The sequence below is a fragment of the Ancrocorticia populi genome (assembly GCF_003123745.1).
Taxonomy (GTDB): Bacteria; Actinomycetota; Actinomycetes; order Actinomycetales; family Actinomycetaceae; genus Ancrocorticia; species Ancrocorticia populi.
This window is the reverse complement of sequence record NZ_QETB01000004.1, coordinates 417,959-443,636: the sequence shown is the minus strand read 5'-3', so window position 1 is coordinate 443,636 and position 25,678 is coordinate 417,959. Positions and strand designations below refer to the sequence as shown.

General features: G+C 59.9%; 23 protein-coding genes. 14 read left to right on the top strand and 9 right to left on the bottom strand.

Annotation, left to right across the window (positions count from 1 at the left end; translation table 11 throughout):
- Positions 1 to 65 precede the first annotated feature (65 nt).
- The 4 genes from DD236_RS09080 to DD236_RS09065 all read left to right on the top strand — a co-directional run bounded on the left by DD236_RS09080 (position 66) and on the right by DD236_RS09065 (position 3,727).
- The gene (locus DD236_RS09080; RefSeq protein WP_109094035.1) at positions 66 to 1,700 is read left to right on the top strand and encodes a DUF5129 domain-containing protein; all 1,635 of its coding nucleotides are present in this window, start codon (positions 66 to 68) and stop codon (positions 1,698 to 1,700) included.
- A gap of 9 nt (positions 1,701 to 1,709) precedes the next feature.
- Entirely contained in the window at positions 1,710 to 2,459 is a 750-nt protein-coding gene (locus tag DD236_RS09075) for a helix-turn-helix domain-containing protein (protein ID WP_109094034.1), read from the top strand.
- 102 nt (positions 2,460 to 2,561) lie between these two features.
- On the top strand, positions 2,562 to 3,356 hold the full coding sequence (locus tag DD236_RS09070; protein ID WP_109094033.1) for a VOC family protein: 795 nt from the start codon (positions 2,562 to 2,564) through the stop codon (positions 3,354 to 3,356).
- Positions 3,357 to 3,460: 104 nt separating this feature from the next.
- Positions 3,461 to 3,727, top strand: a complete 267-nt coding sequence (locus DD236_RS09065; RefSeq protein ID WP_109094032.1) for a GlsB/YeaQ/YmgE family stress response membrane protein — start codon at positions 3,461 to 3,463, stop codon at positions 3,725 to 3,727.
- Here DD236_RS09065 and DD236_RS09060 read toward each other — a convergent pair.
- A complete protein-coding gene (locus DD236_RS09060; protein WP_109094031.1) occupies positions 3,675 to 4,211 on the bottom strand; it encodes a CinA family protein in 537 nt (178 codons plus the stop codon). The two genes, DD236_RS09065 and DD236_RS09060, sit on opposite strands and share 53 nt — an antisense overlap.
- A 238-nt stretch (positions 4,212 to 4,449) precedes the next feature.
- Between DD236_RS09060 and DD236_RS09055 the strand changes: the two genes are divergently transcribed.
- The 4 genes from DD236_RS09055 to DD236_RS09040 all read left to right on the top strand — a co-directional run bounded on the left by DD236_RS09055 (position 4,450) and on the right by DD236_RS09040 (position 9,377).
- Entirely contained in the window at positions 4,450 to 6,954 is a 2,505-nt protein-coding gene (locus DD236_RS09055) for an excinuclease ABC subunit UvrA (protein ID WP_109094119.1), read from the top strand.
- Between the two features lie 140 nt (positions 6,955 to 7,094).
- Positions 7,095 to 7,700, top strand: coding sequence for a GNAT family N-acetyltransferase (locus tag DD236_RS09050; RefSeq protein WP_207785766.1), 606 nt, complete (start codon positions 7,095 to 7,097; stop codon positions 7,698 to 7,700).
- Positions 7,697 to 8,767, top strand: a complete 1,071-nt coding sequence (locus DD236_RS09045) for a winged helix DNA-binding domain-containing protein (RefSeq protein ID WP_109094029.1) — start codon at positions 7,697 to 7,699, stop codon at positions 8,765 to 8,767. Before DD236_RS09050 ends, DD236_RS09045 begins: the two co-directional genes overlap by 4 nt.
- A gap of 16 nt (positions 8,768 to 8,783) precedes the next feature.
- The gene (locus DD236_RS09040; protein ID WP_109094028.1) at positions 8,784 to 9,377 is read left to right on the top strand and encodes a low molecular weight protein-tyrosine-phosphatase; all 594 of its coding nucleotides are present in this window, start codon (positions 8,784 to 8,786) and stop codon (positions 9,375 to 9,377) included.
- A gap of 68 nt (positions 9,378 to 9,445) precedes the next feature.
- Here DD236_RS09040 and DD236_RS09035 read toward each other — a convergent pair whose 3' ends face one another.
- The 4 genes from DD236_RS09035 to DD236_RS09020 form a co-directional block, all read right to left on the bottom strand.
- Positions 9,446 to 10,801, bottom strand: coding sequence for an ABC transporter substrate-binding protein (locus DD236_RS09035; protein WP_109094027.1), 1,356 nt, complete (start codon positions 10,799 to 10,801; stop codon positions 9,446 to 9,448).
- A 112-nt stretch (positions 10,802 to 10,913) separates the two neighbouring features.
- Complete coding sequence (locus tag DD236_RS09030; RefSeq protein WP_109094026.1) at positions 10,914 to 11,801, bottom strand: carbohydrate ABC transporter permease; 888 nt, start codon at positions 11,799 to 11,801, stop codon at positions 10,914 to 10,916.
- Positions 11,802 to 11,806: 5 nt separating this feature from the next.
- Positions 11,807 to 12,724 carry a carbohydrate ABC transporter permease gene (locus DD236_RS09025; protein WP_243410197.1) on the bottom strand — a complete coding sequence of 306 codons (918 nt, stop codon included), beginning with the start codon at positions 12,722 to 12,724 and terminating at the stop codon, positions 11,807 to 11,809.
- A gap of 18 nt (positions 12,725 to 12,742) precedes the next feature.
- On the bottom strand, positions 12,743 to 13,201 hold the full coding sequence (locus DD236_RS09020) for a SprT-like domain-containing protein (protein WP_109094025.1): 459 nt from the start codon (positions 13,199 to 13,201) through the stop codon (positions 12,743 to 12,745).
- 70 nt (positions 13,202 to 13,271) lie between these two features.
- Between DD236_RS09020 and DD236_RS09015 the strand changes: the two genes are divergently transcribed.
- From DD236_RS09015 to DD236_RS09005, 3 genes are all read left to right on the top strand, one after another.
- Positions 13,272 to 14,489: an NAD(P)-binding domain-containing protein gene (locus DD236_RS09015; RefSeq protein ID WP_109094024.1), complete on the top strand. Its 1,218-nt coding sequence runs from the start codon at positions 13,272 to 13,274 to the stop codon at positions 14,487 to 14,489.
- Between the two features lie 2 nt (positions 14,490 to 14,491).
- Positions 14,492 to 15,184, top strand: a complete 693-nt coding sequence (locus DD236_RS09010) for a hypothetical protein (RefSeq protein WP_109094023.1) — start codon at positions 14,492 to 14,494, stop codon at positions 15,182 to 15,184.
- A 105-nt stretch (positions 15,185 to 15,289) separates the two neighbouring features.
- The gene (locus tag DD236_RS09005) at positions 15,290 to 16,174 is read left to right on the top strand and encodes a superantigen-like protein SSL4 (protein WP_109094022.1); all 885 of its coding nucleotides are present in this window, start codon (positions 15,290 to 15,292) and stop codon (positions 16,172 to 16,174) included.
- Here the strand turns inward: DD236_RS09005 and hrpA are convergent.
- Positions 16,161 to 20,180 carry an ATP-dependent RNA helicase HrpA gene (gene hrpA / locus DD236_RS09000; RefSeq protein ID WP_109094021.1) on the bottom strand — a complete coding sequence of 1,340 codons (4,020 nt, stop codon included), beginning with the start codon at positions 20,178 to 20,180 and terminating at the stop codon, positions 16,161 to 16,163. The two genes, DD236_RS09005 and hrpA, sit on opposite strands and share 14 nt — an antisense overlap.
- An 80-nt stretch (positions 20,181 to 20,260) precedes the next feature.
- Here hrpA and DD236_RS08995 point away from each other — a divergent pair, with 80 nt between their 5' ends.
- A complete protein-coding gene (locus DD236_RS08995) occupies positions 20,261 to 21,280 on the top strand; it encodes an endonuclease/exonuclease/phosphatase family protein (protein WP_109094020.1) in 1,020 nt (339 codons plus the stop codon).
- On the opposite strand, the gene DD236_RS08990 is transcribed toward DD236_RS08995, so the two are convergent.
- Complete coding sequence (locus DD236_RS08990) at positions 21,277 to 21,873, bottom strand: hypothetical protein (RefSeq protein WP_109094019.1); 597 nt, start codon at positions 21,871 to 21,873, stop codon at positions 21,277 to 21,279. The two genes, DD236_RS08995 and DD236_RS08990, sit on opposite strands and share 4 nt — an antisense overlap.
- Before the next feature lie 82 nt (positions 21,874 to 21,955).
- Here DD236_RS08990 and DD236_RS08985 point away from each other — a divergent pair, with 82 nt between their 5' ends.
- Together DD236_RS08985 and DD236_RS08980 are read left to right on the top strand one after the other, a co-directional pair.
- On the top strand, positions 21,956 to 22,222 hold the full coding sequence (locus DD236_RS08985; RefSeq protein ID WP_109094018.1) for a hypothetical protein: 267 nt from the start codon (positions 21,956 to 21,958) through the stop codon (positions 22,220 to 22,222).
- Positions 22,223 to 22,224: 2 nt separating this feature from the next.
- Complete coding sequence (locus DD236_RS08980; protein ID WP_243410195.1) at positions 22,225 to 23,043, top strand: trimeric intracellular cation channel family protein; 819 nt, start codon at positions 22,225 to 22,227, stop codon at positions 23,041 to 23,043.
- Here DD236_RS08980 and DD236_RS08975 read toward each other — a convergent pair.
- A complete protein-coding gene (locus tag DD236_RS08975; RefSeq protein ID WP_165819877.1) occupies positions 23,040 to 24,185 on the bottom strand; it encodes an App1 family protein in 1,146 nt (381 codons plus the stop codon). The two genes, DD236_RS08980 and DD236_RS08975, sit on opposite strands and share 4 nt — an antisense overlap.
- 24 nt (positions 24,186 to 24,209) lie before the next feature.
- Positions 24,210 to 25,667 carry an NADP-dependent phosphogluconate dehydrogenase gene (gndA, locus tag DD236_RS08970; RefSeq protein ID WP_109094017.1) on the bottom strand — a complete coding sequence of 486 codons (1,458 nt, stop codon included), beginning with the start codon at positions 25,665 to 25,667 and terminating at the stop codon, positions 24,210 to 24,212.
- Between the last annotated feature and the right edge of the window lie 11 nt (positions 25,668 to 25,678).

The window sequence follows — 25,678 nt, the reverse complement described above, 5'->3', positions numbered from 1 at the left end:
TGACACGGTGGTAGCGCGGGTGCGTCTAAGCCGCGCCCGGTAGCGCCGCCAGGAAGGCGTTCTGCATGCCGCATACGAAGGTTCCCGGGCGGTTTGGTGCGATTGCTAGGCCGATCGGCTATGTCCTGTTGACGGCAGTCCTCATTGGAAGTCTCTTCATCATGGCGTGGGCTCTCACGTCCGATGAAACGGGAGATCCACCTCGAAGCGTGGAAATCACCTCTTCCACTTCGCTGGTTGATTCCGCAACGCTCCAATCGCAACTTGAGGGAATGGAGCTGAGGGATCCTGACATAGATGTCTGGGTTATCGCGCAAGAGGGCTCGCCCGTCTCGGACGTTCGCGGCGAGGTAATGGACGCCGCCCAGCTGTATCATCCGGACTGGTTGGAGGGCTCCCGGTTCGTTGATCACAAACTGGTTATTTTCCTCAATATCACCGATCCGGCTGGGCATGGAGATTCCGGTTTGTATGTGGGAACGGGTTTTTCGAGTAACGACGACGATCTCGACTCCAATCGCGAAGCAGGCAATGACGCGTTTCAGGATGCCGAATGGGAAGAAGGTATCGGGGACATCGTTGAGGCGCAGGCGGCATATGTTGGTACTTTGCCGTTCCTAGTCCTCTGCATCCCGGGAGTCCTGTTCAGTGCCGGAGGAATCCTGTGGATCTCAATCCGGGCGCACCGTATGCGTTTGAAGAGTGACGCCGCCGTGAATACGGGGATGGCCGCGACACAGGAGTTTGGAACAACGGCCGCACAGGTAACTAGGTCGGCTCAGCAAGCAGCAGTGCGGCAGGCGCCACCGCTGGCTGGTGACGCAGCCGGAGCGGCGCAAGTTCGCGGCCCTGAACCTACACCCCAGCTGGTGGCTCAGCGCATACAGGATGCGATACAGGGACTGGAGGGCTTGGTGCGAGATTCTCAGGCGGAGTTGCTTCGTCCGGAGCTCACTGCGTCGCGGAAGCGTTCGGGCGCGACAGCCCGGGAACTCAAGCAGGCATCCGATCGGATCGAAGGTGCCGTGACGCGCGCACGCGGATTCGGTGATGTGGCGATGATTGCTGGCGGCCTGCCCGGCTGGAAAGAGGCCGTGAGCAGGCAAGCAAGGCTGGTGGCTGAAGATGCGCGCGCGGGCACTGAGCTTTCTGATCTTGCTCTGACGAGGAGCTGGGATACAGGCCAGTTGGATGCGTGTATTGGCTGGGCGTTAGAGGTTGCCAACCGGGTGCCGGCCGATGTCCAGGCGGGGATGGATTCATGGGAAGCCCTCTTCTATCTGGACCGCGCCTCTGCGTCTCTAGCGGGCGAATCGGCAAAGGTGGTTCACTCGGGCATATCCGTAGGCAAAAACTCAGAGATGCTCGAGGTTCTTGTGGAGAGTGCTTCAACTACGGCCGCCAGCACAGACCCTGGGCCAACCGTGGGGAGATATCTGACGAACGGAAGCAATAGTGCTCACACCTTTGCTCCCACTATTGGGTTCATGGACACGCTCGTTCCCTTCACAGGAGCGGCAGTAAAGCCGCGTACAGGTGGCTACGGAATCGTAGCTGGCGCCGCTGCGGTCTTGTTGGGGATGGAAGTTATGCGTGAATACAGGTTGGGACGAAACAACACGTGGTATGCGCATTCGAGTAGTAGCACCTCGGGCGGATCCTCCGGGGGATCATCTGGAGGATCCTCGGGGAGTTTCTGAGGACTGATCATGACACGAGGAGAGAGGAAAGATCCCCCGGAACTTGTTGCGAGCGCGATCAGTTTGATGCGGGGGCACCTCTCTGATGGGTTGTCGGTTGCCGACCTGGCCGATCATGTGGGCTACAGCCGGTATCACTTCTCCCGATTGTTCGCCGAAGCCACAGGCTTGGCCCCGATGGAGTATCTTGCTGCGTTGCGTTTCGCTGAGGCAAAGCGCCTCTTAATGGTCACAGATGAGCCGGTTATCGATGTGTGCGCCGAAGTTGGCTTTTCCTCTCTTTCCACCTTCAGCCGCCGTTTCCGAGACGCCGTAGGAACGGCACCCGCGGCGCTCAGGAGGTTAGCCGTGGATATCGCCGAACACCCCGTGAGCCCATTCGAGGTGACCGACCCAAGCCAACCGAGAGTTCTCGTGCACCTAGATCTCACGGCTGAAACGTTGCGGATGCCCCGCCACACGTGGATTGGCTGGTATCCGCGTCCGGTCCCTATTGGGTTGCCCGCCGCGGGAATGCTGCTGGCCGGGGGCGGCCCCGTCCGGCTTCCTACGTGCCTACATAACCCGTGGCTTCTAGCGGTATCTATGCTCGCGGATGCTGACGCCCTTGATCAGTTAGCGCCGTCTCAGCCGCTCGTAGCCGTGCACCGCCGTCCGGTAACACCAGCCGCACCGCCGCACCAGATTGTCCTACGGTTCGCGCCAGCCGATCCACATAATGTCCCACTGCTGTCCGCGCTCGCCAGTTTGCGAAACTAAGCGAGTTTCCGTCGTCGTTATCAAAAAGCGCACAATCGGACAATTCCCAACTTCGCACGCCCGCTACATTTTAGGGACAACTTGCGGACAAAGGAGAAGATCATGCCGCGACCAACCGGAACCCCAACGTGGATCGACGTTGGGTCAAACAATGCCGAATCCAGCCGCGCCTTCTACCGTGAACTTTTTGGCTGGGTATTCGAGGATCAGGGTGAGCAGTTCGGCTATTATGAGCTGGTCTCTCAGGGCGGCAACGTCATCGCTGGATTCATGGACGTGGCGGGGATGTCCATGCCGGACGGTACGCCCATACCTGATCGGTGGGACGTATTCTTGGCCGTCGAGGACATGGCTACCCGCCTGGATCTCGCGGTGGCCCACGGCGCCACGGTCCTCTCCAGTTCCGTCACGATGCCGGGCCTTGGCGCGTTCGCGATTATCGAGGACCCAACCGGCGCCATCGTTGGACTGTGGGAATCGCACGGCTTTGAGGGCTACACGTTCTCTGGATCGCCAGGCACGCCTGTGTGGTTCGAGCTCATGACTAGCAACTTTGACGTTTCGGTGGCGTTCTATCGGGATGTCTTTGAGTTCGAGATCGTTGCCATGCCAGCCGAAACTGAGAGCGCCGGAGTCCGGTACGTCACCAACGGGGAAGGGATGAAGGCCTGTGCGGGGATCTGCGAGGCCAGCGCCTTCCTACCCGCAGGAACGCCCTCGCATTGGCGCCTCTATTTTGAGATTGAGGCGACCGAGCCGACGCTTGCACGCGTGCGAGAACTCGGCGGCCAAGTACTCGATGGTCCCATGGATTCGCCATTTGGGCGTTGCACTACCGTGGCAGACCCGGCAGGAAGCGTGTTCCAACTCAACGCTGGGTCGGAAGCGGCGCGGTAGCTGCCCGGTATTGGCCCGGTAGTCTCGCGATCACGCCTCTTGCCCTTCCGTCTGGGCTCAATTACCATGAAGCGATAGCACGTCCAATCGAAAAGGGGAGATCTGTGGGTTTCATAGCGTTTCTGATTCTAGGTTTGATTGCCGGTGCGATTGCGAAGCTAATCCTGCCGGGTAAGCAGAGTGGAGGCTGGTTCGCCACCCTCATCTTGGGAGTAGTTGGGTCAATGCTCGGAGGCTGGCTCGGATCCGTGATCTTCGATGCTGGTTTGGACGAATTCTGGTCGCTTCAGTCATGGGTCTTGGCAATCGTGGGGTCCATCATCGTGCTGGTGATTTACGGAGCAACTCTGGGGCGCGGAAAAAACGGCTGACCCTACTCTGATGTGGAGCTGACGATCTGCGCGAGGAGTGCTTCGAGCGCCCGCGGACCGTCTGCTTCATAACCTCGATCGGCCCGCCATCGAAGTGGTGCAGGTCTGCTCCCGATGATTCGCCGTACGTGCTAGTAGCAATATATACAGTGCCGGCCGGCCAACCCTCTTGCGGATCCGGCCCGCCAACGCCCGTCACGGCCACCGTATAGTCCGCATGGAGGAGCTGCGCTGCGGAATATGCCATCCGTGTTGCCGTGTCCGCGGTGACCACTGGCCCATCGGGAGTGTCCAGCAAACCATGCTTCAGCCCGGATTGGTATGCGACGATGCCGCCTCGATACCAATCGGCGGCCTGCTCGGCCGAGGAGAGTGCCACTGCAATGCGCCCGCCGGTCAGGGATTCGCAGCTCGCCACGCTGGCTCCCGCGCAGCGCACTGCATCTGCGACGCTCGCGACAAGCTCATCTAATTCTTGCTTCACTGGCTCAACTCACATCCGTGATCGGGGTCTCACCTGCTCTATCTTAGCCGGAGCGATTGGGGAGTGTGCTGGCGATTCTACGGGGATTTTTGTTGACGGCGATGTCCTGGCCATGCGAAGCCGTGGCCGCCACCATGCCTCCTTCGATCGTCGTTCAACCCGCAGGACCATCCGTCCACGTGCCGTGCCGGCAGTGAGAGTGTGGCGTATGCCGATTTTTGAGTTTTACGATGGGCGTATGGCTTCATACACTTCGAACCACTCCATTCCCGATCACATTGAAGTCCGCGGTGCCCGGGTCAATAACCTGCAGAATATTGACGTGAGTGTTCCGCTCAATAGCCTTGTGGGCATCGCCGGGGTCTCGGGCAGTGGCAAGTCCTCGCTGGCCCTCGGCGTGTTGTATGCGGAGGGGGCCCGGCGCTACATCGAGGCGCTCTCCACCTATACGCGCCGGCGGATGGGGCAGGCACAGCGGGCTGATGTTGGTGCCGTGGAACACGTGCCAGCTGCGCTCGCGTTGCGCCAGCGCCCGGGTGTTCCCGGCGTGCGCTCGACATTTGGGACCTCGACCGAGCTTCTCAACGTCCTGCGCCTCATGTTCTCGCGCCTCTCCTCTCACGTGTGCCCCAATGGGCACTACGTCCCGCCAACTATCAACGTGGCTGCCGAACGCCAGTTTACCTGCCCCACTTGCGGGGCAGCGGTGGACCCGCCCGGCGCTGAAGCGCTAGCGTTCAATTCAGAGGGTGCCTGCCCGAAGTGCGAGGGCACGGGCGTGGTCCGCCAGGTCGATGACGCCACACTGGTGCCCGATCCCTCCCTGAGCATTGACGACGGGGCTGTGGTTCCGTGGAACATGTTCGGATTTAACGTCCAGCCCGACATTGTCCGAGAGTTTGGGGTGCGAACGGATGTGCCGTGGAACGAGCTCACCGAGGCCGAACATCAGATCGTCTTGAACGGACCGGAGGAAAAGAAGCACATTACGATCACCAGCCGCAAGGGCGTCCACGATCTTGATTTCACGTTCCGCAATGCTCGGCTGACGGTGACCGAGGAGCTCAAGCGCGCGGATAATGAGAAGCGACTCAAGCGGGTTTCGCGCTTCCTCAGCTCGGGAACCTGCCCGGAGTGTCACGGCACTCGGCTTTCCTCAGCGGCCCGCGCTCCGCAGATCAACGGGAAAAATCTCGCCGAGGTCACGTCCATGACGCTGGAACAGGCGGTGGCATGGGTTCCCACGATTTCGCCCGCTTTGCCCCAGGACATGCGCAAGATGGCGGACGGGCTAACAGACACCTTCGAGAGTATGGCTGCCCGCCTCCTCGAGCTGGGGTTGAGCTACCTCTCCTTAGACAGGGCTGGCTCCACACTCTCCGCCGGCGAGCGCCAACGCGTCCAGCTGGCCCGCGCCGTCCGCAACCGCACCACCGGCGTGCTCTACGTGCTTGACGAGCCCTCGATCGGGCTTCATCCGGCCAACGTCGAGGGGCTCATCGGCATCATGCGGGATCTCCTCGCAGACGGCAACTCTGTGGTCTTCGTGGATCACGACGTTCAAGTGCTGCGCGCCGCCGACCACCTCATCGAAATTGGTCCGGGTTCGGGAGTTTACGGAGGCACTATCATCGCTCAGGGCTCGCCCGCGCAGATCGAAGAATCCCCAGAATCGCGGGTGGCCGGGTTCCTAGCGGGCACCGAGCCGGTCGTGGTGCGGGAAAGAAACGTGGACCACGACGGCGAATTCATCCATCTCGTCACTCGGCCCCTTCACACGGTTCATGAACTCGACGTACGGATCCCGCGGGGCAAGATCACGGCGGTGACGGGGGTATCCGGATCGGGCAAAACCACACTGATCCTCGAGTCTCTGGTCCCGGCCATCCAGGCACTGGCGCAGGGCGCTCCGCTGCCCTCACACGCTGAGATACTGGATGTCGCAGAAGGTACGAAGGTGCACGTTGTCGATGCAACTCCTATCGGCGTCAACGTGCGCTCCACGGTGGCCACCTACTCCGGCGTCATGGATGAGCTGCGCCGCGCCTTCGCTAGCACGGAAGGCGCCAAGGAGGATGGGCTGAAGGCCTCAGACTTTTCGTACAACACGGGCTCGCTCTCCTGCCCGAGATGTGAGGGAACGGGCCAGATCTCGCTAGACGTCCAATTCCTGCCGGACGTGGAGATCCCATGCCCGGAGTGCGGCGGCTCACGGTTCGCTCCGGCGGCTGCCCGCTACCAGCGTGAGGGCGTGAACCTGCCCGACCTTCTGCGAATGACGGTGAGCGAGGCCATCGGAGCGACCGCAGCCCTTCCTAAGGTAGCTAGGCGGCTTCGGGCCTTCGACGATCTGGGATTGGGATACCTGACGCTGGGGGAAGCGACCCCGGAGTTGTCCGGCGGCGAGGCTCAGAGGCTCAAGCTGGTCAACCAGCTCCACCGTGAGCAGTCTGATTCAGTTTTCGTTCTTGACGAGCCGAGTGTTGGCCTCCATCCTCTGGATGTCAGGACGCTCATTGAGGTGCTCCAGCGCCTGACTGAACGCGGGGCCACCGTTGTGGTGATCGAGCACGATCTCGATGTGATCGCGAACGCCGACCATGTGATAGACATGGGTCCCGGCGGGGGAAAACAGGGTGGCCGTATCGTGGCCGTTGGCAGTCCGGAACAGATTGCACAGAATCCTCAGTCAGTGACAGGGCATTTTCTTGCCGAGTACAATCTTGCTGATACGTTTGCATGAGTACGATCCGTCTACCGTGAGCTAACGCAACCCGCAGCCACTGGTATCGGCAATGTCCTCATGATCCTTCTGATGCTGGCATCCGGCGCGTATCGTGACTTCGTATCGCCAACCCTGTGCGCTCTCATAGTATTGGCACTATGGATACCATGCCTGAGATACCTGAGGCTCTCTTCCTCAACAAGCCCACGATCACCGGTGAGCAGGTGATTCTGCGTCCTTACACGGAGGCTGATATCAAGTGTATGGGCCCGATTCTGGCTGATCCGGAGATGATCCGCCTGACCGGTTCGGCAAACACAACTGAGGAAGCGCGTTCGGCACCCGCCACCCTCGATGCAAAAACCGTGGAGTGGTACCGCACGCGGGCAGAGCAAACGGATCGGCTAGACCTTGCTGTTGTGGATGTGCAAACAGGCCGGTGCGTGGGCGAAACCGTGCTGAATGAATGGAGTCCGGCCGATCGGAGCTGCAACTTCCGGATCCTCATCGGACCCCAGGGCCGCAATCGCGGTCTAGGCTCGGAAGCCACGCGCCTGACGATCGACTACGCTTTCGCCAACTCCAACCTCAACCGCATCAGTCTCACGGTTTTCGCCTTTAACCCCCGCGCCCGCCGGGCCTACGAGAAGGCTGGATTCGTGTATGAGGGGACCTGCCGCGAGGCATTCCGCTTCGATGGCGAATATATCGATGATCGGATCATGGCCATTCTCCGCTCGGATTGGGAGGGAACCACCTCATGAGCACCGTAGCTCAGCGCCGGCGCATATCTCAGCTGCGCCTCGTAGCCCAGCGGCTGGTGGGCGATCCATGGAGCACACCCACCCAGGCAGTGAATGCCATGATGTGCATGCAGGGGCAGGATTTCCCCGGAGCACTCACCTCGATAGCACTGCGCACGAACTCTAGATCCCTTAGCGAGGTCCGCGACGCATTCAAGTGCGGCGCCATTGTTCGGTCTTGGCCCCAGCGCGGAACCCTCCATGTGCTTCCCGCCGAGGATCTGCTGTGGTACCTCAAGCTGACCGCCCATCCGCGCCTGCTCGGGCAGGAGAAGCGGAGGCTTGACCGGGGTATTGAGGCCCACCACATCGATTTCGTCCGCGATGCCACGGTTGAACTGCTCCACGAGGCTCGCGCTATTTCTCGCGACGCCCTGCTCGACGCGTGGAAGGAACGCCACCTCCTGACCGATTCGACTTGGGCCTACTACCTCCTTCATCACCTGTGCGTTGAAGGAACACTCGTTCAGGGGCCGATTGGGGAGGACGGCAAGCAGCTCTTCGTGCTCACCGACGATTGGATTGCACAACCCCGCCAGCTTGATCGCGCGGCGGCAGTGGCTGAGATCGTGCCCCGCTACCTCAGCTCCCACGGCCCCGCCTCCCGCAAGGATCTCAACTGGTGGAGCCAGCTCCCGCTTCGCGAAATTGACGCCGGGATTGAGGAGTGTGCCGGGGAGCTGACTGCGATTATCGTCGACGACGAAACGTACTGGGTCCACAACTCCGTCCTAGAACGTTACGAAGGTTTGGGGGTGGGTTCGGTGGGCCGCTCGCTGCTCGCGTTGCCCGGTTTTGATGAACTCATTCTGGGCTACGCCAGCAGGTGGATGACTATCCCTCAGGCCTACGCGGACGCTCTAGTTCCCGGCAATAATGGTGTCTTCCGCAAATCGATCATCTCGGGAGGGACGGCTATCGGCTTTTGGCGCCCGGGCCGCGCTAAGCCTACCGTCGAGCTTTTTCAGGAACCAACACAGGCATTTCAGCGCCGGCTCGACAAGGCATTCGCGGCTTTGCCCAAGTAACTCGTACCATGGGCGCATGACCGAAACCGTGCTTCAAGCCCAACTCAACGATTTACCCCAAATTCTTGTGGTATGCACAGGAAATATCTGCAGGTCGCCGATGGGCGAGGTAGTGCTCAAACAGCGCCTCGATGAGGCCGGAATTAGCAACTACGCCATTGCTAGTTGCGGTGTTTCCAGCGAAGAATCTGGTAACCCGATCTATCCGCCGGCAGCCCGCATTCTTATGGAAAATGGCTACCGGGTGCCAACCCGCCAGGCGCATCGTGCCACCCCCGAAGAACTCACAACCTCCGGACTGATTCTCGCGATGACCGTTGGTCACGCCCGCACCTTGCGCCCGATGCTTGAGCGCCTAGATGTCCCCCTAGAGCGCGTCCACCTGTGGCGCGAGTTTGATGGGACGGCCACGATCGCCCCCGAAGGGTGCTACGGCCCGGGCGGAGTGCTTGGCCCAGAAAAGCCCAAGCATAGGGGCGGCTACTCGGACTTTTACTCGTCTGAGGGAACATACGATGTGCCAGATCCTTGGTATACCGGTGACTTCATCGCCACGCTGGAGGCTGTTGAGGCGGGCGCCGATGGGATTGTAAGAGAAATTGCGCGATGAATTCGTCGTCGTCAAAAAAGTAGGCGGCCAAGGAATATCCCTGACCGCCCACTTACGTAAGTAGCTACTTACTCCATCGCATCGTTACCAGCGTCTTGGGCCTCCTGAAGGCCAGCCGCAAGATCGTCGGTCCCGAGGAAGAGGTCCGCGAGAAGCGGGGTGTAGGCGTTGGTGCCGGCGTCAACGGCGGGGCCCACGGGCGGGCGGGCCGTATCGCCCTTGGCTGCTTCGATGAACGGGCTCACGTCAACGCCCTGCTCATCCCAGTAATCCACGTACGCCTGCTGGGCGTCAACGGCGCCGGGGAAGGAAACGCCCTGCTCGGCTAGAGGTGCCTGACCTTCAGCGGAGCCGAGCCAATCGAGAACCTCAACCGTGGCATCTTCGTTATCAGTGTCCGCATTTCCAACCGCAGCCACGCCATGAACGGTGCCCACACGGCCCTCAGGGCCGGCGATCATCGGGACGATGCCCCAATCGATCTCGGTGGCACCCTCAGCGATCGCGGGAAGGCTGTATGGGCCGGACTGGAAGAGTGCGAGCTCGCCCCGAACAAACATGTCGCGGGCCAGATCACCGTTGGTATTGGTATCAGCCGCGGAGGGCGCAACGTTGTATTCGTTGATCAGATCGATCACGTACTGGAACGCCTCAACGCCCTCTTCGGACGCAAACGCGAACTCATCCGTGCTCTCGTCTTGATACTGGGCACCATTCTCAGCGAGCCACGGTAGGTAGATTGCCTGCATGTCCGCCTGAGCATTCAGGCCGTAGGTAGTAACGTCGGAGCCATCAAAACCCGCTGAATCAGCGGTGTTGCCGTCAGCGTCAACGGTGAGCTTCTGAAGGGCGGGGAGGAGAGTATCGTCATCTCCGGCGCCGGGTGCCCACGTGAGGTCTTCAACGTCAACGCCCGCGTCCGCAACCGTGTCCTTGTTGTAGAACAGGGCAATGGAATCCCAGAGCTGCGGCACGCCCCACACGCTGCCATCGCGCGTGTACAGGTCAACAACGGACTGCTCCCACTCATCGTGATCGTTGCCGAGGGCCTGGGAAACGTCGATCAGATTGCCGTTATCGGCATACTGGGCAACGTTGGAGGAGTTCACCAAGAAGATATCGGCCATATCCCCGGAGTTGATGTCCAGTGGGATGCGGCTCCAGTACTCGGACCACGGCACCACATCAACGTTGACTTCAATATCCTCGTTCTGCTTCTCGAATTCAGCGAAAGAATCCTCGTATGCGGGAGCTGCCGCTTCATCCCAGAGGCGGAACGTGACGGTGGTCTTGTCCCCGGATCCGCTATCTCCAGTGGAATCGTCGTCACTGTCATTGCTCGCGGGAGAGCAGGCGGCAAGTACCATCGCGAGGCTTGCAGCAACACCTGCTGCGAGCCCAAAGGAGTGGCGCGTTGGCTTCATTGTATCTCCTTGAATCTTCAAATAAATCGTAGATGTAAGGCTTCGAAAGCGTCTACTTAGCCCACATTAGCCGTAATGAAGCCGTTTACTCCAGCCTCCGGGCTAAAGCTCACTACTTTAGTCCCGAAATCCCGAGGGAATTGACGATCTGCTTGTGGAAGGCCAGGAACAGCAAGACAAGCGGCAACAGTGAGATTGTCGTGGCCGCCATAACCAGAGTCCAATTCCCGGCGTGCTGAGTCTGTAGGGCGGAGGTGGCCACCGTGAGAACATTCCATTCCTTGCCTGGCGCGATGATGGAGGGCCAGAGGAAGTTGTTCCACTGAGTTACGACGGTGATGAGGAACAAGGTGGCGAGGATCGGGCGGTTCATCGGGAGAACGATGGAGCTCAGTGTCCGCCAATGCCCCGCACCGTCCAGCTTGGCGGCGTCCAATACCTCTTGTGGTACCGCTTGGAAGTTCTGGCGCAAGAGGAAGATTGCGTAGGGCGATCCAAGGAGGAAGGGCACGACTATGCCGGCAAAAGAGTTGCGCATTCCCACCTGTGACACCATCGAATAGAGGGGAATCATGATGACGATGGGTGGAATCATGAGGGTGGCGATGTACGCCCAGAAGATAATCTCGCGCCCCGGGAACTGCAACCTAGCAAACGCGTAAGCAGCCAGCACCGAAAAGACCATCTGGCCAACCGTCAAAGCCGCAACCACCTGCACGGTCACCGCCAGCGGCACGATGAAATTGTTCGAGCCGGAGAACAGGGCAGTGAAGTTCTCGAAGGTGAGTGGATCGGGCAGGGTGAGCGGGGGCTGACTAGAAAACTGATGCGGAGTTTTCAGGCTGGTCATCACCGAAAACAGGAAAGGTACCAGCATGAGGATGGAGCCGGCGGCCAGAAAGCCGTAAGTGAGGATCACCGAAATCCACCAGCGTGGGGTGCGGTGCTTGTTCTGGCGAATGGTGCGCGTGTCCTTCGCGGAGGGAGTTGTTACAGTCATCGGCCTCAGTCCAACTCGTACACGGTGCGCTTGGAGAAGTACCGCTGCTGAATAAACGTGATTACCAAGATGATGGCGAGAAGGATAACGGCCATGGCGGAGGCCTTCCCAAGCTGGTTCCCGCCGCGGAAGGCCGTCTGGTAGATGTTCGCTGCAATTAGATTGGTGGTACCGCCAGGATATCCTGGTTTGCCGTCGGTTAGTCCGTACACCAGATCGAACGCTTGGAAAGAGGAAATGAAGGTGGTAATCAGAACGAAGAAGGTGGTGGGCCGGAGCATCGGCATATACATCTTGGTGAGAAGCCGGAATGATCCCGCCCCATCTAGCTTGGCGGCTTCGATAAGGGATACCGGGATCGCCTGAAGGCCCGCCAAATAAAACAGGGAAATATAGCCAATGTTTTGCCACACGTACACGAAAGCCACGGTGGGCAGGGCAATGCTGGTGTTGCTCATCCACTCGATACGCGTGCCAAGGATTGCGTTGATGATTCCGTTCGAGGGATCCAGCATCCAGCGCCACACGATCCCCAGTGTTAGCGGCGCGCAAACCCACGGCAGCACATACAGGAGCTGGAAGAATCCGGAGCCGGGAAGCCCCCGGTTCAGCCCAATCGCGATGAGGAGCCCGAGGAAGATCGAGGTGGGAAGGGCGATCGCCGTGAAGACCAGCGTGACAAGTAGAGATTTACCGAATGCGTTACCTGAGAACAGCCATTCGTAGTTCGCCAAGCCCACAAAGCTTGGATCGCTGATCAGGTTCCAGTTGGTCAACGAGATAACGAAAACTAACAGGAACGGAACGATGAGAAAGAGACCTACTCCTACGAGGGAGGGACTCAACATGAGGTATGCGGTGAGGCTTTCCCGCCTGCGCCGGGCGCGGAGGTTGGGCCGCCCGCTGGTCTTGGCCACATTCACGTCTTTAATGTACCCATTTCAGAGCCATGCGGGAACCTGCGTATCATGCCACGTGATGAGGTAATCAAGATTAAACTCCGGACAGCACTTGGCACATGACTGCAGGTTTCGGGACCTGCGATGGCGATGAACCGTATGGCCCGCTGGGCAAATGCCGATGTATCGAGCAGGAACTTGTGGGCCTCCTTTGAACTGGGCACGCGGCGATGCGCCGATACTCTGGGCTACCTCTTTCCACGTTCCATCGTGGTTATGCCCGGGCCCAACGAGGGCGTGGGCGATTTCATGGAGGACCGTTCCGCGTACTTGCTCGGGTGTGCACAGTTGGGTGAGCGGGCTAGACAGGCTGATAGTCGAGGTAGGGAAAACAGTTTGCCCCGCACGCCGGCGCGCACTGTCAAACGTCACCGTCCACTCCTCAAGGCCATGGGAGTCAAGCAGTTCGCGGGCCAGCTGATACGCATCATCAAGTTCCATACCCAAATTCTATTGCCCACCTCCACCACCTTTTTCTCCCCCTGCCGCCCGGGCCAGTATCCTTAACGTTATGGGGAAGCATGCGTCATCTAGCTCGGTGGGTGAGCGCTTGCCCGCCGGCGCATGGGTTCCTGCCGAACGCGATGGCCTACCCGTATGGAAGCTCCCGCACACTCCATTTCCCTCGCAGCCCCACCGCGTGGATGTGGTGGTGATCGGAGCGGGCCAGGCGGGACTCGCGATGGCTTACGAACTCCGGAAGCGCGGCTTTGTGGGCTACGTGGGGAGCGAGGAGGTTCGTGGGCGCAGCTATCTGGTCCTAGACGCGGAGAATCGCCCTGGAGGCGCGTGGCAGCATCGTTGGCCCAGCTTGTCCATGGGTAGCGTCAACCACATCGCCGATTTGCCGCACTTCCCGGCCGGCGAAATTGACCCGAGTGTACGCGCCTCCGATTGGGTGGGAACCTACTTCGGGGATTTTGAGGATGCGTTTGACCTTCCAATCTTGCGTCCCGTGATGGTTACCGGAGTTTTTGAGAACGACGACGAAACTTCCCTCAACATTCAAACCACCGCGGGCACGTTTAGCGCAGATGTGATCGTCAATGCGACGGGCACATGGACCAGGCCCTTCATTCCTCACTACCCGGGCTCAGAGAGCTTTCGCGGAATGCAGTTCCACTCGCAGAACTTTCCCGCCCCGCGTGTGTTGGAGGGCAAACGGGTTGTGGTGGTTGGCGGAGGCATCAGCGCGCTCAACCACATCGATGATCTGGACCAAGTGGCCAAGAAGATTCGCTGGGTTACCCGGACGCCCCCGCGGTGGAAATCGCAGATCACGGAAGAATCGGGGGCATTGACGCCGGAGGCCGGCCGCGGCGTAGAAGAACGCGTGCGCGCTCGGGTGGAGGCGGGTTTGAGGCCACTTCCGGTGGTTGCGGAGACTGGCCTTCCCACGAATGATTTCACTAGGTCGCTTCATGAGCGTGGTCTCACCAAGCGGTGGCCGATGTTCTCCCGGATTGAAGCCGATGGCGTGCGGTGGGATGACACTGCCTTTTGGCAAGCGGACGCCATTGTGTGGGCCACGGGGTTTCGCCCGGAGCTGCGCCATCTAGCGCCGCTTGGGCTTCGGACATCCGGGGGCGGTATCCTCATGGATGGAACACGAGTGGCTGCGGACCAACGGCTCCACCTTCTTGGCTATGGACCAAGTGCATCCACGGTGGGGGCGCGGTGGGCCAGTCGAAAAGCAGCCGCTGAAATTGTGGCTTACCTTGGGAGTTGACGGTGCCTTCGATCAATTTGGTTCAGCAGATTTCTCTTGCGGGGACGGTTCCTGCCGATCGCCAGCTCGATCATCTACGTAGAATCGGGACTGGGCTATTCGTGGGTTCGGTGGTGGGTACCATCCTTGCCGTTCTTTTGGGTGACCTTGACTTAGCTGGAGGCAAGTTCTGGGTAGTACTGATCCTCATGGTGATCGTGGCGCTTGTATGCCTACTGCCGTGGGCTATGAACTATCCCGAAACACGCAGCATTCCGGTGGTGGCGCGCACTCTTGGTACCGATGAGAGCCCTGAGCAGCGTTACGTCCAGCGGGGAGGGGCCCAGCAGGGCCTCCTCGTTCCTGTAGTGGTCCGCCCCTTGGATGGTGGGGCCAATTTCAGATCGATCATTCTGTTGCGCGATGTTGACCCGGCCGAACCGAAGGATCCGGCGGTCGGAACACTCCTTGCCCTTCAACAAAATGAAGAGGGAATGGGCGAACTCTCGAACGTTGATGAGGTAAGTCCCGTCCAGCAGAAGGCCATCGATCAGCTCTATAAGCACCCCAAGCAGCTTTCCAACGATGCCCCGATTTTGCCGATGAGGCGTGGAACCATGGAGCGGCACCCGTGGTGGGCCGCGCTCCAATGGTGGGGGTCCGTGCTGGGTGGCGGGCTCGCCTCCGTGGCGCTGGTGCTCTTACTTGCTGGATAGTTAGCTGTACCTAGGCGCGAAAATCCGTATGATAAGGGCAACAATATGCCGTATCGGGACCTACGTCGCAGAACGTAGATAACGTAGACGAAGTGAAGGGGCTTTATGAGTGAGAACAACGGCTCGGCTTGGCCTAATCAAGGAGGATCCGGCGCCAACGGTCCTTTCTCCTCTCAGACGGGCGATTCCTCTGCGTGGAACGGGTATGGCCAGCAACAGCAGCAGTATCCGAATCCCAATGGAGCTCCCTACAATCAGGGACAATACGGTCAAGGCCAATATGGCCAGCCCCAGTACGGTTCTGGCGGTCCATACGGGCCCGGAGGCTCGGGACCAATGGGTGGCCCACAAAAGAGATTCCCTTGGGTTCCCGTGATTATTGGGCTAGTTGCCGTTATTGCCATCGTCATTGGCGTTCTTTTTGCCACGGGCGTGGTGGGAGGAAGCGATGATGCTGAACCTACACCCACACCGTCAGTCACGATTGCTCCGCAGCCAACCACGGCGGCGCCCACCACGGAAGCGCCGTCCCCAACTCCTGATGCCACCACACCTGGCACAACCTCGAACACGAATGGCCAGAACGCTGATGGCTCCGTGAACGTTGGCCAGTGGAAGGTTGAGTTCATTGAGTTCCAGAAGGACGGCGCCGATCAGGTAGCCAAGACGGGCGATGCTGACCAGATCGAACTGGAAGATGGGCGCCAGTGGGCGGCTGCGAAGGTCAAGCTCACCAATATGGGTGATACTGCGGCCTCACCCTCTTCCGAAGTTGGAATCACTCTGAACACCGATAACGATCAAGAGATTTGGGAAGAATTCTCTTTCTACGGCGATGAGTCCGTGCGAGGCCTTGAAGACATCCAGCCCGGGGATAGCGAGGAGAGTTGGTTCTACATGGACATTCCCTCGGACATGGAGTCCGCGGATGTTCGCTTCTTCGATTACACGGTCCCAGAGAACGTGGATACTGACATCACAGTGAAGTAAGCAGTTTCGCGATCCGCTTCGCGCTCACCTTTCCTTGGGTGCCCAGTTGCTGGGCGAAGAGGGACACGCGGAACTCTTCGAGCATCCACCGGGCATCATCAAGTGTCCGGTGGGCGGTGGGATCATAGGCCTGAGCAGAAACGTCCGCACGCTTTGATTCGATCTGGGCGGCCACACTCTGAATCTGCCAGGCGAGCGAATCGTCGGCCGCCGGGTTAGTTGCTGCCTTCTGAAGGCGGATGGCGCCCGCGTTGATGTAGCGGATTAGATGGGGAAGCTGGGCTTCGGGCGTGGCAAAGAGGAAACCTGGCGGCATAAGCTCATCCATCTGTTTGCGCAGGTCGGACACGGTGGCAATCAGTGTGATCGATGTATTTGCCTTGAGCTGCTGCTCTAGGGTGCCCCACGCAATGCAGATCCGAGCGGTCAATACCGCCAACTCATACACCGCATCTTCGAAGCGATCGCGCGTCCAGGCGCAGAGGTTTTCCCAGAGTGCCTGATCGCGCAGTTCTCCGACCTTCACATGGTTTTCCTCGGCCCAGCGATCAGCAAGGTTGCGGGCGGTTGTGAGCTGGAGATCGTCAACTAGCGCCGAGGTGGAGGGATACGGCGAACCGGCCAAACCCAGTGCTTGCTGCGAGTTCCAGCGCGAGGTAATCCGTGCCTCAGGTAGGGCAATGGTCTGCTTGAGAAGTTGGATCACTCCGAGGCGGTGATCGCGCACCTGTTCAGCCGGTTCGGATAGGACGTCAAGATACACGCTCCCGTTGCGGCGGACCAGAGCGGGGTAACCGCGCACGACCATCCCGTGAATCCCGGGGCTCTCCACCGAAGTTGGAAGGTTGGTTGGCCAGCTGGTGACAGGCTGTGAATCGTCAGATTGTGCCGGGCTTGTGAGCCCCTGCCGTGCCTCATCGAGCGCCTGCGCCACTGCACCCTTGACCACGCCCTCCACCGCGGACTTTGCGCGCGGCGCTAGATCATGCCGGATCGCGGCGAGGTCCGTGCCTTCACTCAGAACTGCTCCACGCTCACTGCGGATGCGGAAGTGCATCTGCAGGTAGGGCGGAAGCTCGGTATTCTCCCAATCCTCCTCGGTGATCCAAAAATCTCGCAGTTGGAACACCGCGTCCGTGAATGCCTGATGGAACGTCTTTTCTGCGTCCAGAAGAGGAAGGATGGCCTGAGCTACGTCTGGGGCGGGAACGAGCTTGCGGCGTACTTGCTTGGGCAGAGCACGGATCGTTCCCGTTACGAGGTCCTCCCTCATGCCGGGAACGAGCCAGTCAAAGCCGATATCTTCAGTTTGTGGCAGGAGTGTCACCGGGATCGTCACGGTGACGCCGTCGCCATAGTTTCCCGGATTGAATGTGTATTCCAAGGCGAAGGTGAAATCGCCCTGCACCCATTCGCTCGGGTAGTCAGATGAGGAAGCGCCAGCCTCACCAAGGAGCAATTCGGGCGTAAGATCAAGAATCGTCTTATCTTGCTGCTTCTTCCACCATGAATCGAAATGGCGGGCAGAGACTACCGTCTTCGGGATACGCTCGGAATAGAAATCGAAGATCGCCTGATCGTCAGCAACCATACCGCGCTGGCGGAGCTTTTCTTCCGTGTGCTGAGCGTCCTCCAACGCCTCCTTGTTCCGGCGAAGGAACTTATGATGAGACCGCCAATCGCCTTCAACAAGAGCGGAACGAATAAACATCTCGTGGGCTAGCTCTTTGGCGGATTCCGTGCCCACCGAGGAGAGAAGGATATTGCGGTCCGCAACAAGCGTCATGCCATACAGCGTGACCTTTTCCTTGCACATGGCGGCGCCCTTACGGGAACTCCAGTACGGTTCGGAGTAGCTCTTACGGGTCAAATGCTTGGCAAGAGGTTCGATCCAATGGGGTTCTACCGCGGCTACGGTACGAGCAAACAGGCGAGACGTCTCCACCAGCTCGGCAGCCATGACCCAATCGGGGGTACGCCGGTGAAGGCCCGAACCGGGCCAGATGACGAAGTGAGTGCCCCGCGCTCCGGCGTAATCACGGGTGCGTTCACTCCAGTTGCCCAGATTGGATAGAAGGCCAACCAGCATGGAGCGGTGGATCGCCCCGGCCTCGGGCGTATCTGAACCCCGCCCGAGTTCGCGGCAAGCCGTGGCAACCGCGGCCGAATCGGCCTGTCCCGCACCTTCCTCAAGAATCTGAGAATGCGATGGCAGCTCGAGGCGATGAATATCCAAGCCGAGCGGACGGGCCATCTGCTGGAGTTGGCTCACCACATCGCCCCATTCGCGGTAGCGGAGGTAATTGAGAAATTCGGCCCGGCACATCCTGCGGAACTGTGATCCGGAGAGTTCGCGCTGCTGAGTGTGGAGATAGCGCCAGAGAGTCAGGTAGGCCAGAAAATCGGAGGAGCTCGCGGTGAAGCGGGCGTGGAGTTGATCGGCTTGGGCGCGTTTTTCGGTGGGCCGTTCGCGCACGTCCTGCACTGAGAGCGCCGCAACCAACACCAGAACCTCTGAGGCGCAGCCGTTCTTCTGGCCCTCGATGAGCATGCGGCCCAGCCGGGGATCCAGCGGTAGGCGCGCCAGCTGACGGCCATTTCTTGTAAGGCGAAGCCCATGGCGGGTATCGAGCGCCCCGATCTCCTCGAGCAGCTGCATTCCCGCTCGCACCGCGCGCCCCTCGGGCGGATCAATGAACGGGAACTTGGCGATATCGCCAAGCCCGAGTGAGATCATCTGGAGGATGACCGAGGCCAGAGACGTGCGTTGTATTTCTGGCTGAGTGAACTCATCACGATGCTCGAAGTCGGTTTCGGAATATAGCCGGACGCAGATTCCATCAGCAACGCGGCCGCTTCGGCCAGCACGCTGGTTCGCGCTTGCCTGCGAGACGGCTTCGATTGGTAGGCGCTGAACTTTCGTCTTGTTGGAGTAGCGCGAGATTCTCGCCGTTCCCGGATCCACCACGTACCGGATACCCGGGACGGTCAGCGAGGTTTCCGCGATGTTGGTGGCCAAGATGATGCGGCGATGAGAATGGGATTCGAAGATGCGATGCTGTTCAGCCCCTGAGAGCCGGGAGAAGAGCGGAAGAACCTCAACCGCCTGCGGCACGCTAGATCGGCCCCCTGGCTCCAGGTATCGGCGGCCCAGTTCATCGGCCAGAGCCTGTTGGGTATCTCGGATCTCTCCCTCACCGGAAAGGAACACGAGAATATCGCCTGGTCCTTCGCCCATGAGCTCCTGACACGCACCCACGATGCCTGTCACCTGATCGATCGCACCGGACCGGCCGGGCGTGCGGGGCTTAGCGGAGGCGGATGTTTCCTCTTCATCACCGTCTAACGGCTCGTACCGGATCTCCACTGGATACGTGCGTCCGGAAACCTCGACGATCGGAGCGCTTACCCCGGGGCGTCCGCCCGCGCTGTGTTCGCCGAAGTGAGCGGCAAAGCGTTCGGTATCGATGGTGGCGGAAGTGACGATTACCTTGAGCTCTGGACGGCGTGGCAGGAGCTGGGCCAGATACCCCAAGATGAAATCGATGTTCAGGGAGCGCTCATGCGCCTCGTCGATGATGAGAGTGTCGTAGCGCAAGAGTTCTGGATCGGACTGGATTTCGGCCAGCAGAATGCCGTCTGTCATCAGCTTGACCATCGTCTCGGGGCCCACCTCTTCAGTGAAGCGAACCTGATAGCCTACGGCTCCGCCAAGGGGGACCCCCAGCTCGAAGCAAATGCGCTCGGCAACCGAGCGGGCGGCGATCCGCCGGGGTTGAGTGTGGCCGATCATACCTTCCACGCCGCGCCCCAGTTCCATACAGATCTTGGGGAGCTGGGTAGTCTTGCCCGAACCGGTTTCACCGGCAACAATGACAACCTGATGGTCGCGAATAGCCGCCGCGATCTCTTCGCGGCGGGCGGATACGGGCAACTGCTCCGGATAAGTGATGGGCGGCGGTGATACGCGCCGCGCCGGTTTGCGCTTTTTCTGCTGATCGGACATACGGCGTTATTCTCCCATACAGCACACAGGAGATTCGAGTATGCTGCAACACGCAGCACCCAAACAGGAAGGTTCACGTCATGCGGTTTGTGTGGGGCGCACTGTCCCTTGTTCTTACGGCGTTTGCGGTGATCACCGTTAAGCCCGAACTTGTAGCAGCGGACTATGCCCTTCAGACGCCATTCGCCCAGATGATCGCCATGCGTGGTTGGATCGTGGTGGGCTTCGCTGGCATTGGAGTGCTCTTTCTAGTCTTTGGGCTGCTGCGGTTTCTCATCGCGGGCCGCGGCCGGATAGCCCTAACCTTCTCTATTGCCATGCTGCTGGTAGCTGGCCTACACGCCGGAACCATGTACTCACGGGGCCTGACGGATGATGAGGCTATCAGCCCCGGCAACGCGGATGGCTCGATCGTTCTCCTGCAGTACAACACGATGGGCGGGGCCGTAGAGTCAAGCGATATTGCGCAAGCAATCGTGGATAACGATGTGAGCGTTGTGACCCTCCCGGAAACCTCCACCGAATCCGGTCAAGAAATTGTTGAGGAACTGGCCTCCCAAGGCCTTGATTTCCAACAGTTCGATACTGGAACCTCGGGTTACGAAGCGGATTACCGCTCAACCGTGATGCTGGTTTCCTCGGATCTGGGCCAATACACCCAGGAGGAGATCTTCAGCGAAAGCAGTTCTCCCCAAGCTCTCAAGGCAAGCCCGGTCAACGGAGAAGGCCCCGCTCTGATCGCCATCCACGCGCTCTCCCCGGGGCGTGACCACATGGAGGCCTGGCAAAATGAGATCTCGCAAGCATATTCTTTGTGCTCTAGCGAACCCAACGCCATTATCGCTGGCGATTTCAACTCCACCAAGGACCATGAGGCAGCCCTAGGTCTGTCCCAAACCTGCACCGATGCCGTATCACAAGCGGGGTCCGGTGGGGTCGGGACCTGGCCCGCGAAGTTCAACCCGCTTCTCTCCTCGCCCATCGATCGGGTTTTGACCACCGCACAGTTCAAGGGAGCGGATGCGGCGTTCATTGATCTGGGCGGATCCGATCACCGCGGCGTCTTGGTGCGGCTGGATCCGGAGGGATCGGCTGCTTAAGGCTTTGCCGCGAGCTCCCCGAGATCGCCTAACGTTGCCTTCCAATAGGCCCGGGTTTCGGGAATCTCCTCCTGACTGTGCAGGCGTGAGTGAGTTACCGTCACGCGAGTTCGTGGCAACCCATCGCGCCCGGCGGCGCCCTGCCACAATGAAATGAGGATCCGCGAACCATCCGAGGCAGTCATCCGCAGCGTCTTTCCCGGGGTACGCCCACGAACATCGAACTCGCAGTCGAGCCAGGAGCGGCGCGCTTCGTCGTCGTCAATCATCGGCCAAATCTCCGAGGGCGTAGTTTTCACGGACTTACTCACGGAAATCTCAAACGTGCCGTCCCCAGCCTTCCCAAAAACGCGCTTGCCCCGAGCGTACTCGTAATCAATCGTGACGCCTTGGGCCCACCAGCTATCCACATCGTGCTTGCCGCCCAGCCAGCGAGCGATCCGCTGATGATCCCACTCTTGCGCGCCAGCCCGGTCTAGGGCCTTGAACCACTGCTTGCGGCTGCGGCCAGTGGCCTCTTTGAGGCGATCATCGCTGATCAGGTTCCGTAGGCCGAATTCACGTGGTGGATTTGTAGATGACGTCGCGGACATGGCGTTACCCCCTCCAGATAGTCTACGGGAGGTGGGCACAGTCCGATACGCTAGGAGTGCATGAACTAGAGGAGGAGAGAACATGAGTTGGAAGTCCCTCATTGTTGGTGGAGCAATCGGCTACGTATTGGGTGCCCGCGCCGGGCGCGGACGCTACGAACAGATCACGCACGTCTCATCGAAAACCTGGAACTCCAAGCCGGTGCAAACCGCGAAGGATAAGGCCAAGAGCGCGGCGGGGGAGGCGGCCCACGGGCTCAAGGATCGTGCCGAATCTGTGGTTCGCGGCCATGATGAAGATGACACCGCTTCGGATGGGACTGTGAAGGTTACCGCCGTAGAATTCTAGGCGTGGATTTCGCGAGCATCTTTCCCACTGTCTTTGAGGTATTTGACCTCGCAGGAGTTGTTGTAGCCGGTACCTTGGGAGGGATGGTTGCCCGCGAAATGCGGCTAGACATCGTAGGGTTCATGGCGCTCGCGGTAATGTCCGCGCTGGGCGGTGGAATGATCCGCGATACCTTGCTGCAAATGGGCCCGCCTATTGCGCTGACGAACCCGTTCTACTTGCCCGGTGCCTTTGCCGGGGCACTGATCGCATTCTTCCTCCGGCTCTCTGGCCGCTGGTGGAATCGGCTCCTCATCGTTGCCGATGCATTCGTGTTAGGCGCATGGACCGCAACCGGAGTAGTCAAGGCCCTTTCGGGAGGTTTCGGCATTCTGCCCGCGGTCCTCATGGGCGTGATCACAGCAGTAGGCGGTGGAATGATCCGCGACGTGGCCGTGGGGCGCATCCCGTCCATCTTTGGCGGGAATACCCTCTACGCTACGGCTTCCATTATCGCCTCCGTGCCCGCCGTGGTCCTTTGGCACCTTGGGTACCCCACCTTCGCAACTGCGGCTGCCACCGTGGTTGGCGGAGCCATTGCAATTGCGGCGCGGCGCTACCGGTGGAGGCTGCCGGTGAACGATGGATATTCGCTCGGCACATCATTCCATCGGCTCCACGATCGCACACGTTCGCGTTCATATCCGAAGTTCTTGCGCGTGCGGCCATCACCTCCCGGGGCCGGGCGTGGAATGGGGCGGAGCCATCGCGGGCTTTGGAGCAGGCGCGGGAGTGCTGGAAGTGCAGGGAGCGCCGGGACTGCTGGGAGCACTGAAGACTAAGGGAGCCGCAGCTCCTTCATGCGGTCAAGAAGCCCGAAGCCATCCTTCGCGCTGATGATGGGGATAGACAAACCGGGATCCGGGGCGTCTCGTAATTCCGCGCCGATGAGCGCACCCTGAGAAAGCACCTTCTCTACAAGGCCGAGCTCGCGGAAGGCAATGCCAGCAACCCGGCGGGGATGTTCACGAGCCAATTCCCCGTAGATATAGGGATCGTGCTGGCCGTCATCTCCCACCAAAACCCAACGGATCTTCGGAAACATGATGATGAGGTTCCGAAGCTGTGTCTTCTTGTGCTCTTGCCCGGACCGGAATAGACCTGTGGGGGTAGGCCCCCAATCGGTCATGAGCATCGGACCGGTGGGCAGGCGGTTATCTTTGATGAACTCTTGCATAGCAGGCAGTGTGTTCCAGGCACCTGTGGACAGGTAGAACACTGGCGCATTTGGGTGGCCGGCGAGCAACCGATCATAAAACTCTGCCATCCCCGGGACAGGTTGGCGGGTATTGGTACGAAGCACGAAGGAGTTCCACGCGGCCAACACAGTTCGGGGCAGCCACGTGACCACTACGGTATCGTCAACGTCCGAGATGAGGCCCAGAGTGGCCTCTGGCTCAATGATGAGAATCGGCGCAGTGACGGGCTCACCTGCTCGCGGAGTGATCGTGGCCTGATGCCAGCCTGGGGCAAGCCCGTGATCCAGGACCAGTACATCAATGTAGCCGCTTCGATCCGTTTTGGCGTGGATGGTTTGGCCCGCGATCTCGATCGTGACGGGAAGGTAACCTACCTGCGTGGTGAAGAACTGCCGCCAGCCGCGCCCAGCTTCGCGGGCACGTTCGGAGGCGATCTCCACCATATCGTCCACCGCATCGATGGTGGGGCTGCGCGTATCGAGAAAGTGGGAGACGGGGCGCTCGCTCAAAAGCCCGTGCGTGCTCCTGGGCAGAAATGGGAACGTGAACGGATCGTCCTCATCCGGAGAGGACATCACCGCCCGGCCGATCACGCGCAGTTCCGTGACCGAACCGTAGCCGGTGAATGGAAAGATACGTGGGAGCCAGCCCTGAGCGCGCCTGCGCACTATCCCGCGCCGGTTAATCCCGTTCTCGAACGAGCGCGCGTAGTCCGCCAGAGCCACGGCTCCCCCTTATCTTGGACTTTGCTAGTCCTGCTGCTCCTCGCTGCGATCGGCACTCCACAGGGTGTGGAAGGTGCCTTCCCTATCAGTGCGATGGTAGGTGTGAGCACCGAAGAAGTCTCGCTGACCCTGAATGAGGTTCGCGGGGAGCTTTTCGGCGCGCACTCCATCGTAGTAGGCGAGGGAGGAGGCAAACGCGGGGATCGGGATCCCGCTGAGCGCGGCGTAGGACACGATGAGCCGCCAATCGTTGACTGCCTGGGAAATCTCCGCTTTGAAATACTCATCGGAGAGGAGGAGCGGTAGCTCGGGATGGCGCTCGTAGGCTTCTGTGATCCGGTTAAGGAACACGGCGCGGATGATGCAGCCGCCACGCCAAATACGAGCCATTGCGCCCAAATCGATATCCCAGTCATACTCATTCGACGCGGCACGAATTAGCTCGAAGCCCTGAGAGTAGGCCACCATCTTCGATGCATACAGCGCCTGACGAATGGATTCGATGAAGGCGTCAGGGTCATCAACCTGAACCTGCGAGGCGCGGGCCTCGAGCGATGCCTGACCTGCCTCGCGCTGGGGAACGCTGCCTGAGAGCGAGCGGGCAAACGTCGCCTCGGCGATACCCGTCACGGGAATGCCGAACTCCGCGGCGGTCTGAACCGTCCATGCGCCGGTGCCCTTCTGGGCGGCCTGATCTAGCACGATATCCACGAACGGCTGATCGGACTTGGGGTCCATGTGCTGGAGAACATCGGCGGTGATCTCGATTAGGTAGGAATCCAACTCGGTGGTATTCCACTTCTCGAATACCTTGCCGATCTCCGGCGCGGTGAGGCCAAGACCTTTTCGCATGAGATCGTAGGCTTCGGCAATGAGCTGCATGTCCGCATACTCGATGCCGTTGTGCACCATCTTGACGAAGTGACCTGCCCCATCGGGCCCCACGTGCGTGCAGCACGGGACGTCATCAACGTGAGCCGAGATCTTTTCGAACATAGGCCCAAGACGATCGTAGGATTCAGCTGTTCCGCCGGGCATAATGGACGGGCCCTTGAGGGCGCCTTCCTCGCCGCCGGACACGCCGCTACCTACGTAGTGCAGGCCGCGCTCGCGGACGGCCTCCTCGCGGCGCCGCGTATCCGCGTAGTTCGAGTTGCCGCAATCAACGATGATATCGCCCTCATCCATGCGCGAAGCGAGTTCATCGATCACCGCATCGGTTGGCGCGCCGGCCTTGACCATGATGATGGCAACGCGCGGCTTGGCGAGTGTCTGAACAAAATCATCCATAGATTCGCAGGGGTAAAACTCCCCTTCGTCTCCATGTTCATCAAAAACGTGCTCCGTCTTGGCGGTACTGCGGTTGTGGATGGCAACTTTGTACCCGTTACGGGCGAGGTTCCGAGCTAGGTTCGAGCCCATGACGGCCATGCCGGTTACACCAATATCCGCGATTCCGGAGGGTGGTGTTGATAATGACATATATGTATTCC

Excerpts from the sequence above, each read along its gene's own strand:
- DD236_RS09080 (WP_109094035.1), top strand. The coding sequence starts at position 66 with ATGCCGCATACGAAGGTTCCCGGGCGGTTTGGTGCGATTGCTAGGCCG.
- DD236_RS09075 (WP_109094034.1), top strand. The coding sequence starts at position 1,710 with ATGACACGAGGAGAGAGGAAAGATCCCCCGGAACTTGTTGCGAGCGCG.
- DD236_RS09070 (WP_109094033.1), top strand. The coding sequence starts at position 2,562 with ATGCCGCGACCAACCGGAACCCCAACGTGGATCGACGTTGGGTCAAAC.
- DD236_RS09055 (WP_109094119.1), top strand. The coding sequence starts at position 4,450 with ATGGCTTCATACACTTCGAACCACTCCATTCCCGATCACATTGAAGTC.
- DD236_RS09050 (WP_207785766.1), top strand. The coding sequence starts at position 7,095 with ATGGATACCATGCCTGAGATACCTGAGGCTCTCTTCCTCAACAAGCCC.
- DD236_RS09045 (WP_109094029.1), top strand. The coding sequence starts at position 7,697 with ATGAGCACCGTAGCTCAGCGCCGGCGCATATCTCAGCTGCGCCTCGTA.
- DD236_RS09040 (WP_109094028.1), top strand. The coding sequence starts at position 8,784 with ATGACCGAAACCGTGCTTCAAGCCCAACTCAACGATTTACCCCAAATT.
- DD236_RS09035 (WP_109094027.1), bottom strand. The coding sequence starts at position 10,801 with ATGAAGCCAACGCGCCACTCCTTTGGGCTCGCAGCAGGTGTTGCTGCA.
- DD236_RS09030 (WP_109094026.1), bottom strand. The coding sequence starts at position 11,801 with ATGACTGTAACAACTCCCTCCGCGAAGGACACGCGCACCATTCGCCAG.
- DD236_RS09020 (WP_109094025.1), bottom strand. The coding sequence starts at position 13,201 with ATGGAACTTGATGATGCGTATCAGCTGGCCCGCGAACTGCTTGACTCC.
- DD236_RS09015 (WP_109094024.1), top strand. The coding sequence starts at position 13,272 with ATGGGGAAGCATGCGTCATCTAGCTCGGTGGGTGAGCGCTTGCCCGCC.
- DD236_RS09005 (WP_109094022.1), top strand. The coding sequence starts at position 15,290 with ATGAGTGAGAACAACGGCTCGGCTTGGCCTAATCAAGGAGGATCCGGC.
- hrpA (WP_109094021.1), bottom strand. The coding sequence starts at position 20,180 with ATGTCCGATCAGCAGAAAAAGCGCAAACCGGCGCGGCGCGTATCACCG.
- DD236_RS08995 (WP_109094020.1), top strand. The coding sequence starts at position 20,261 with ATGCGGTTTGTGTGGGGCGCACTGTCCCTTGTTCTTACGGCGTTTGCG.
- DD236_RS08990 (WP_109094019.1), bottom strand. The coding sequence starts at position 21,873 with ATGTCCGCGACGTCATCTACAAATCCACCACGTGAATTCGGCCTACGG.
- DD236_RS08985 (WP_109094018.1), top strand. The coding sequence starts at position 21,956 with ATGAGTTGGAAGTCCCTCATTGTTGGTGGAGCAATCGGCTACGTATTG.
- gndA (WP_109094017.1), bottom strand. The coding sequence starts at position 25,667 with ATGTCATTATCAACACCACCCTCCGGAATCGCGGATATTGGTGTAACC.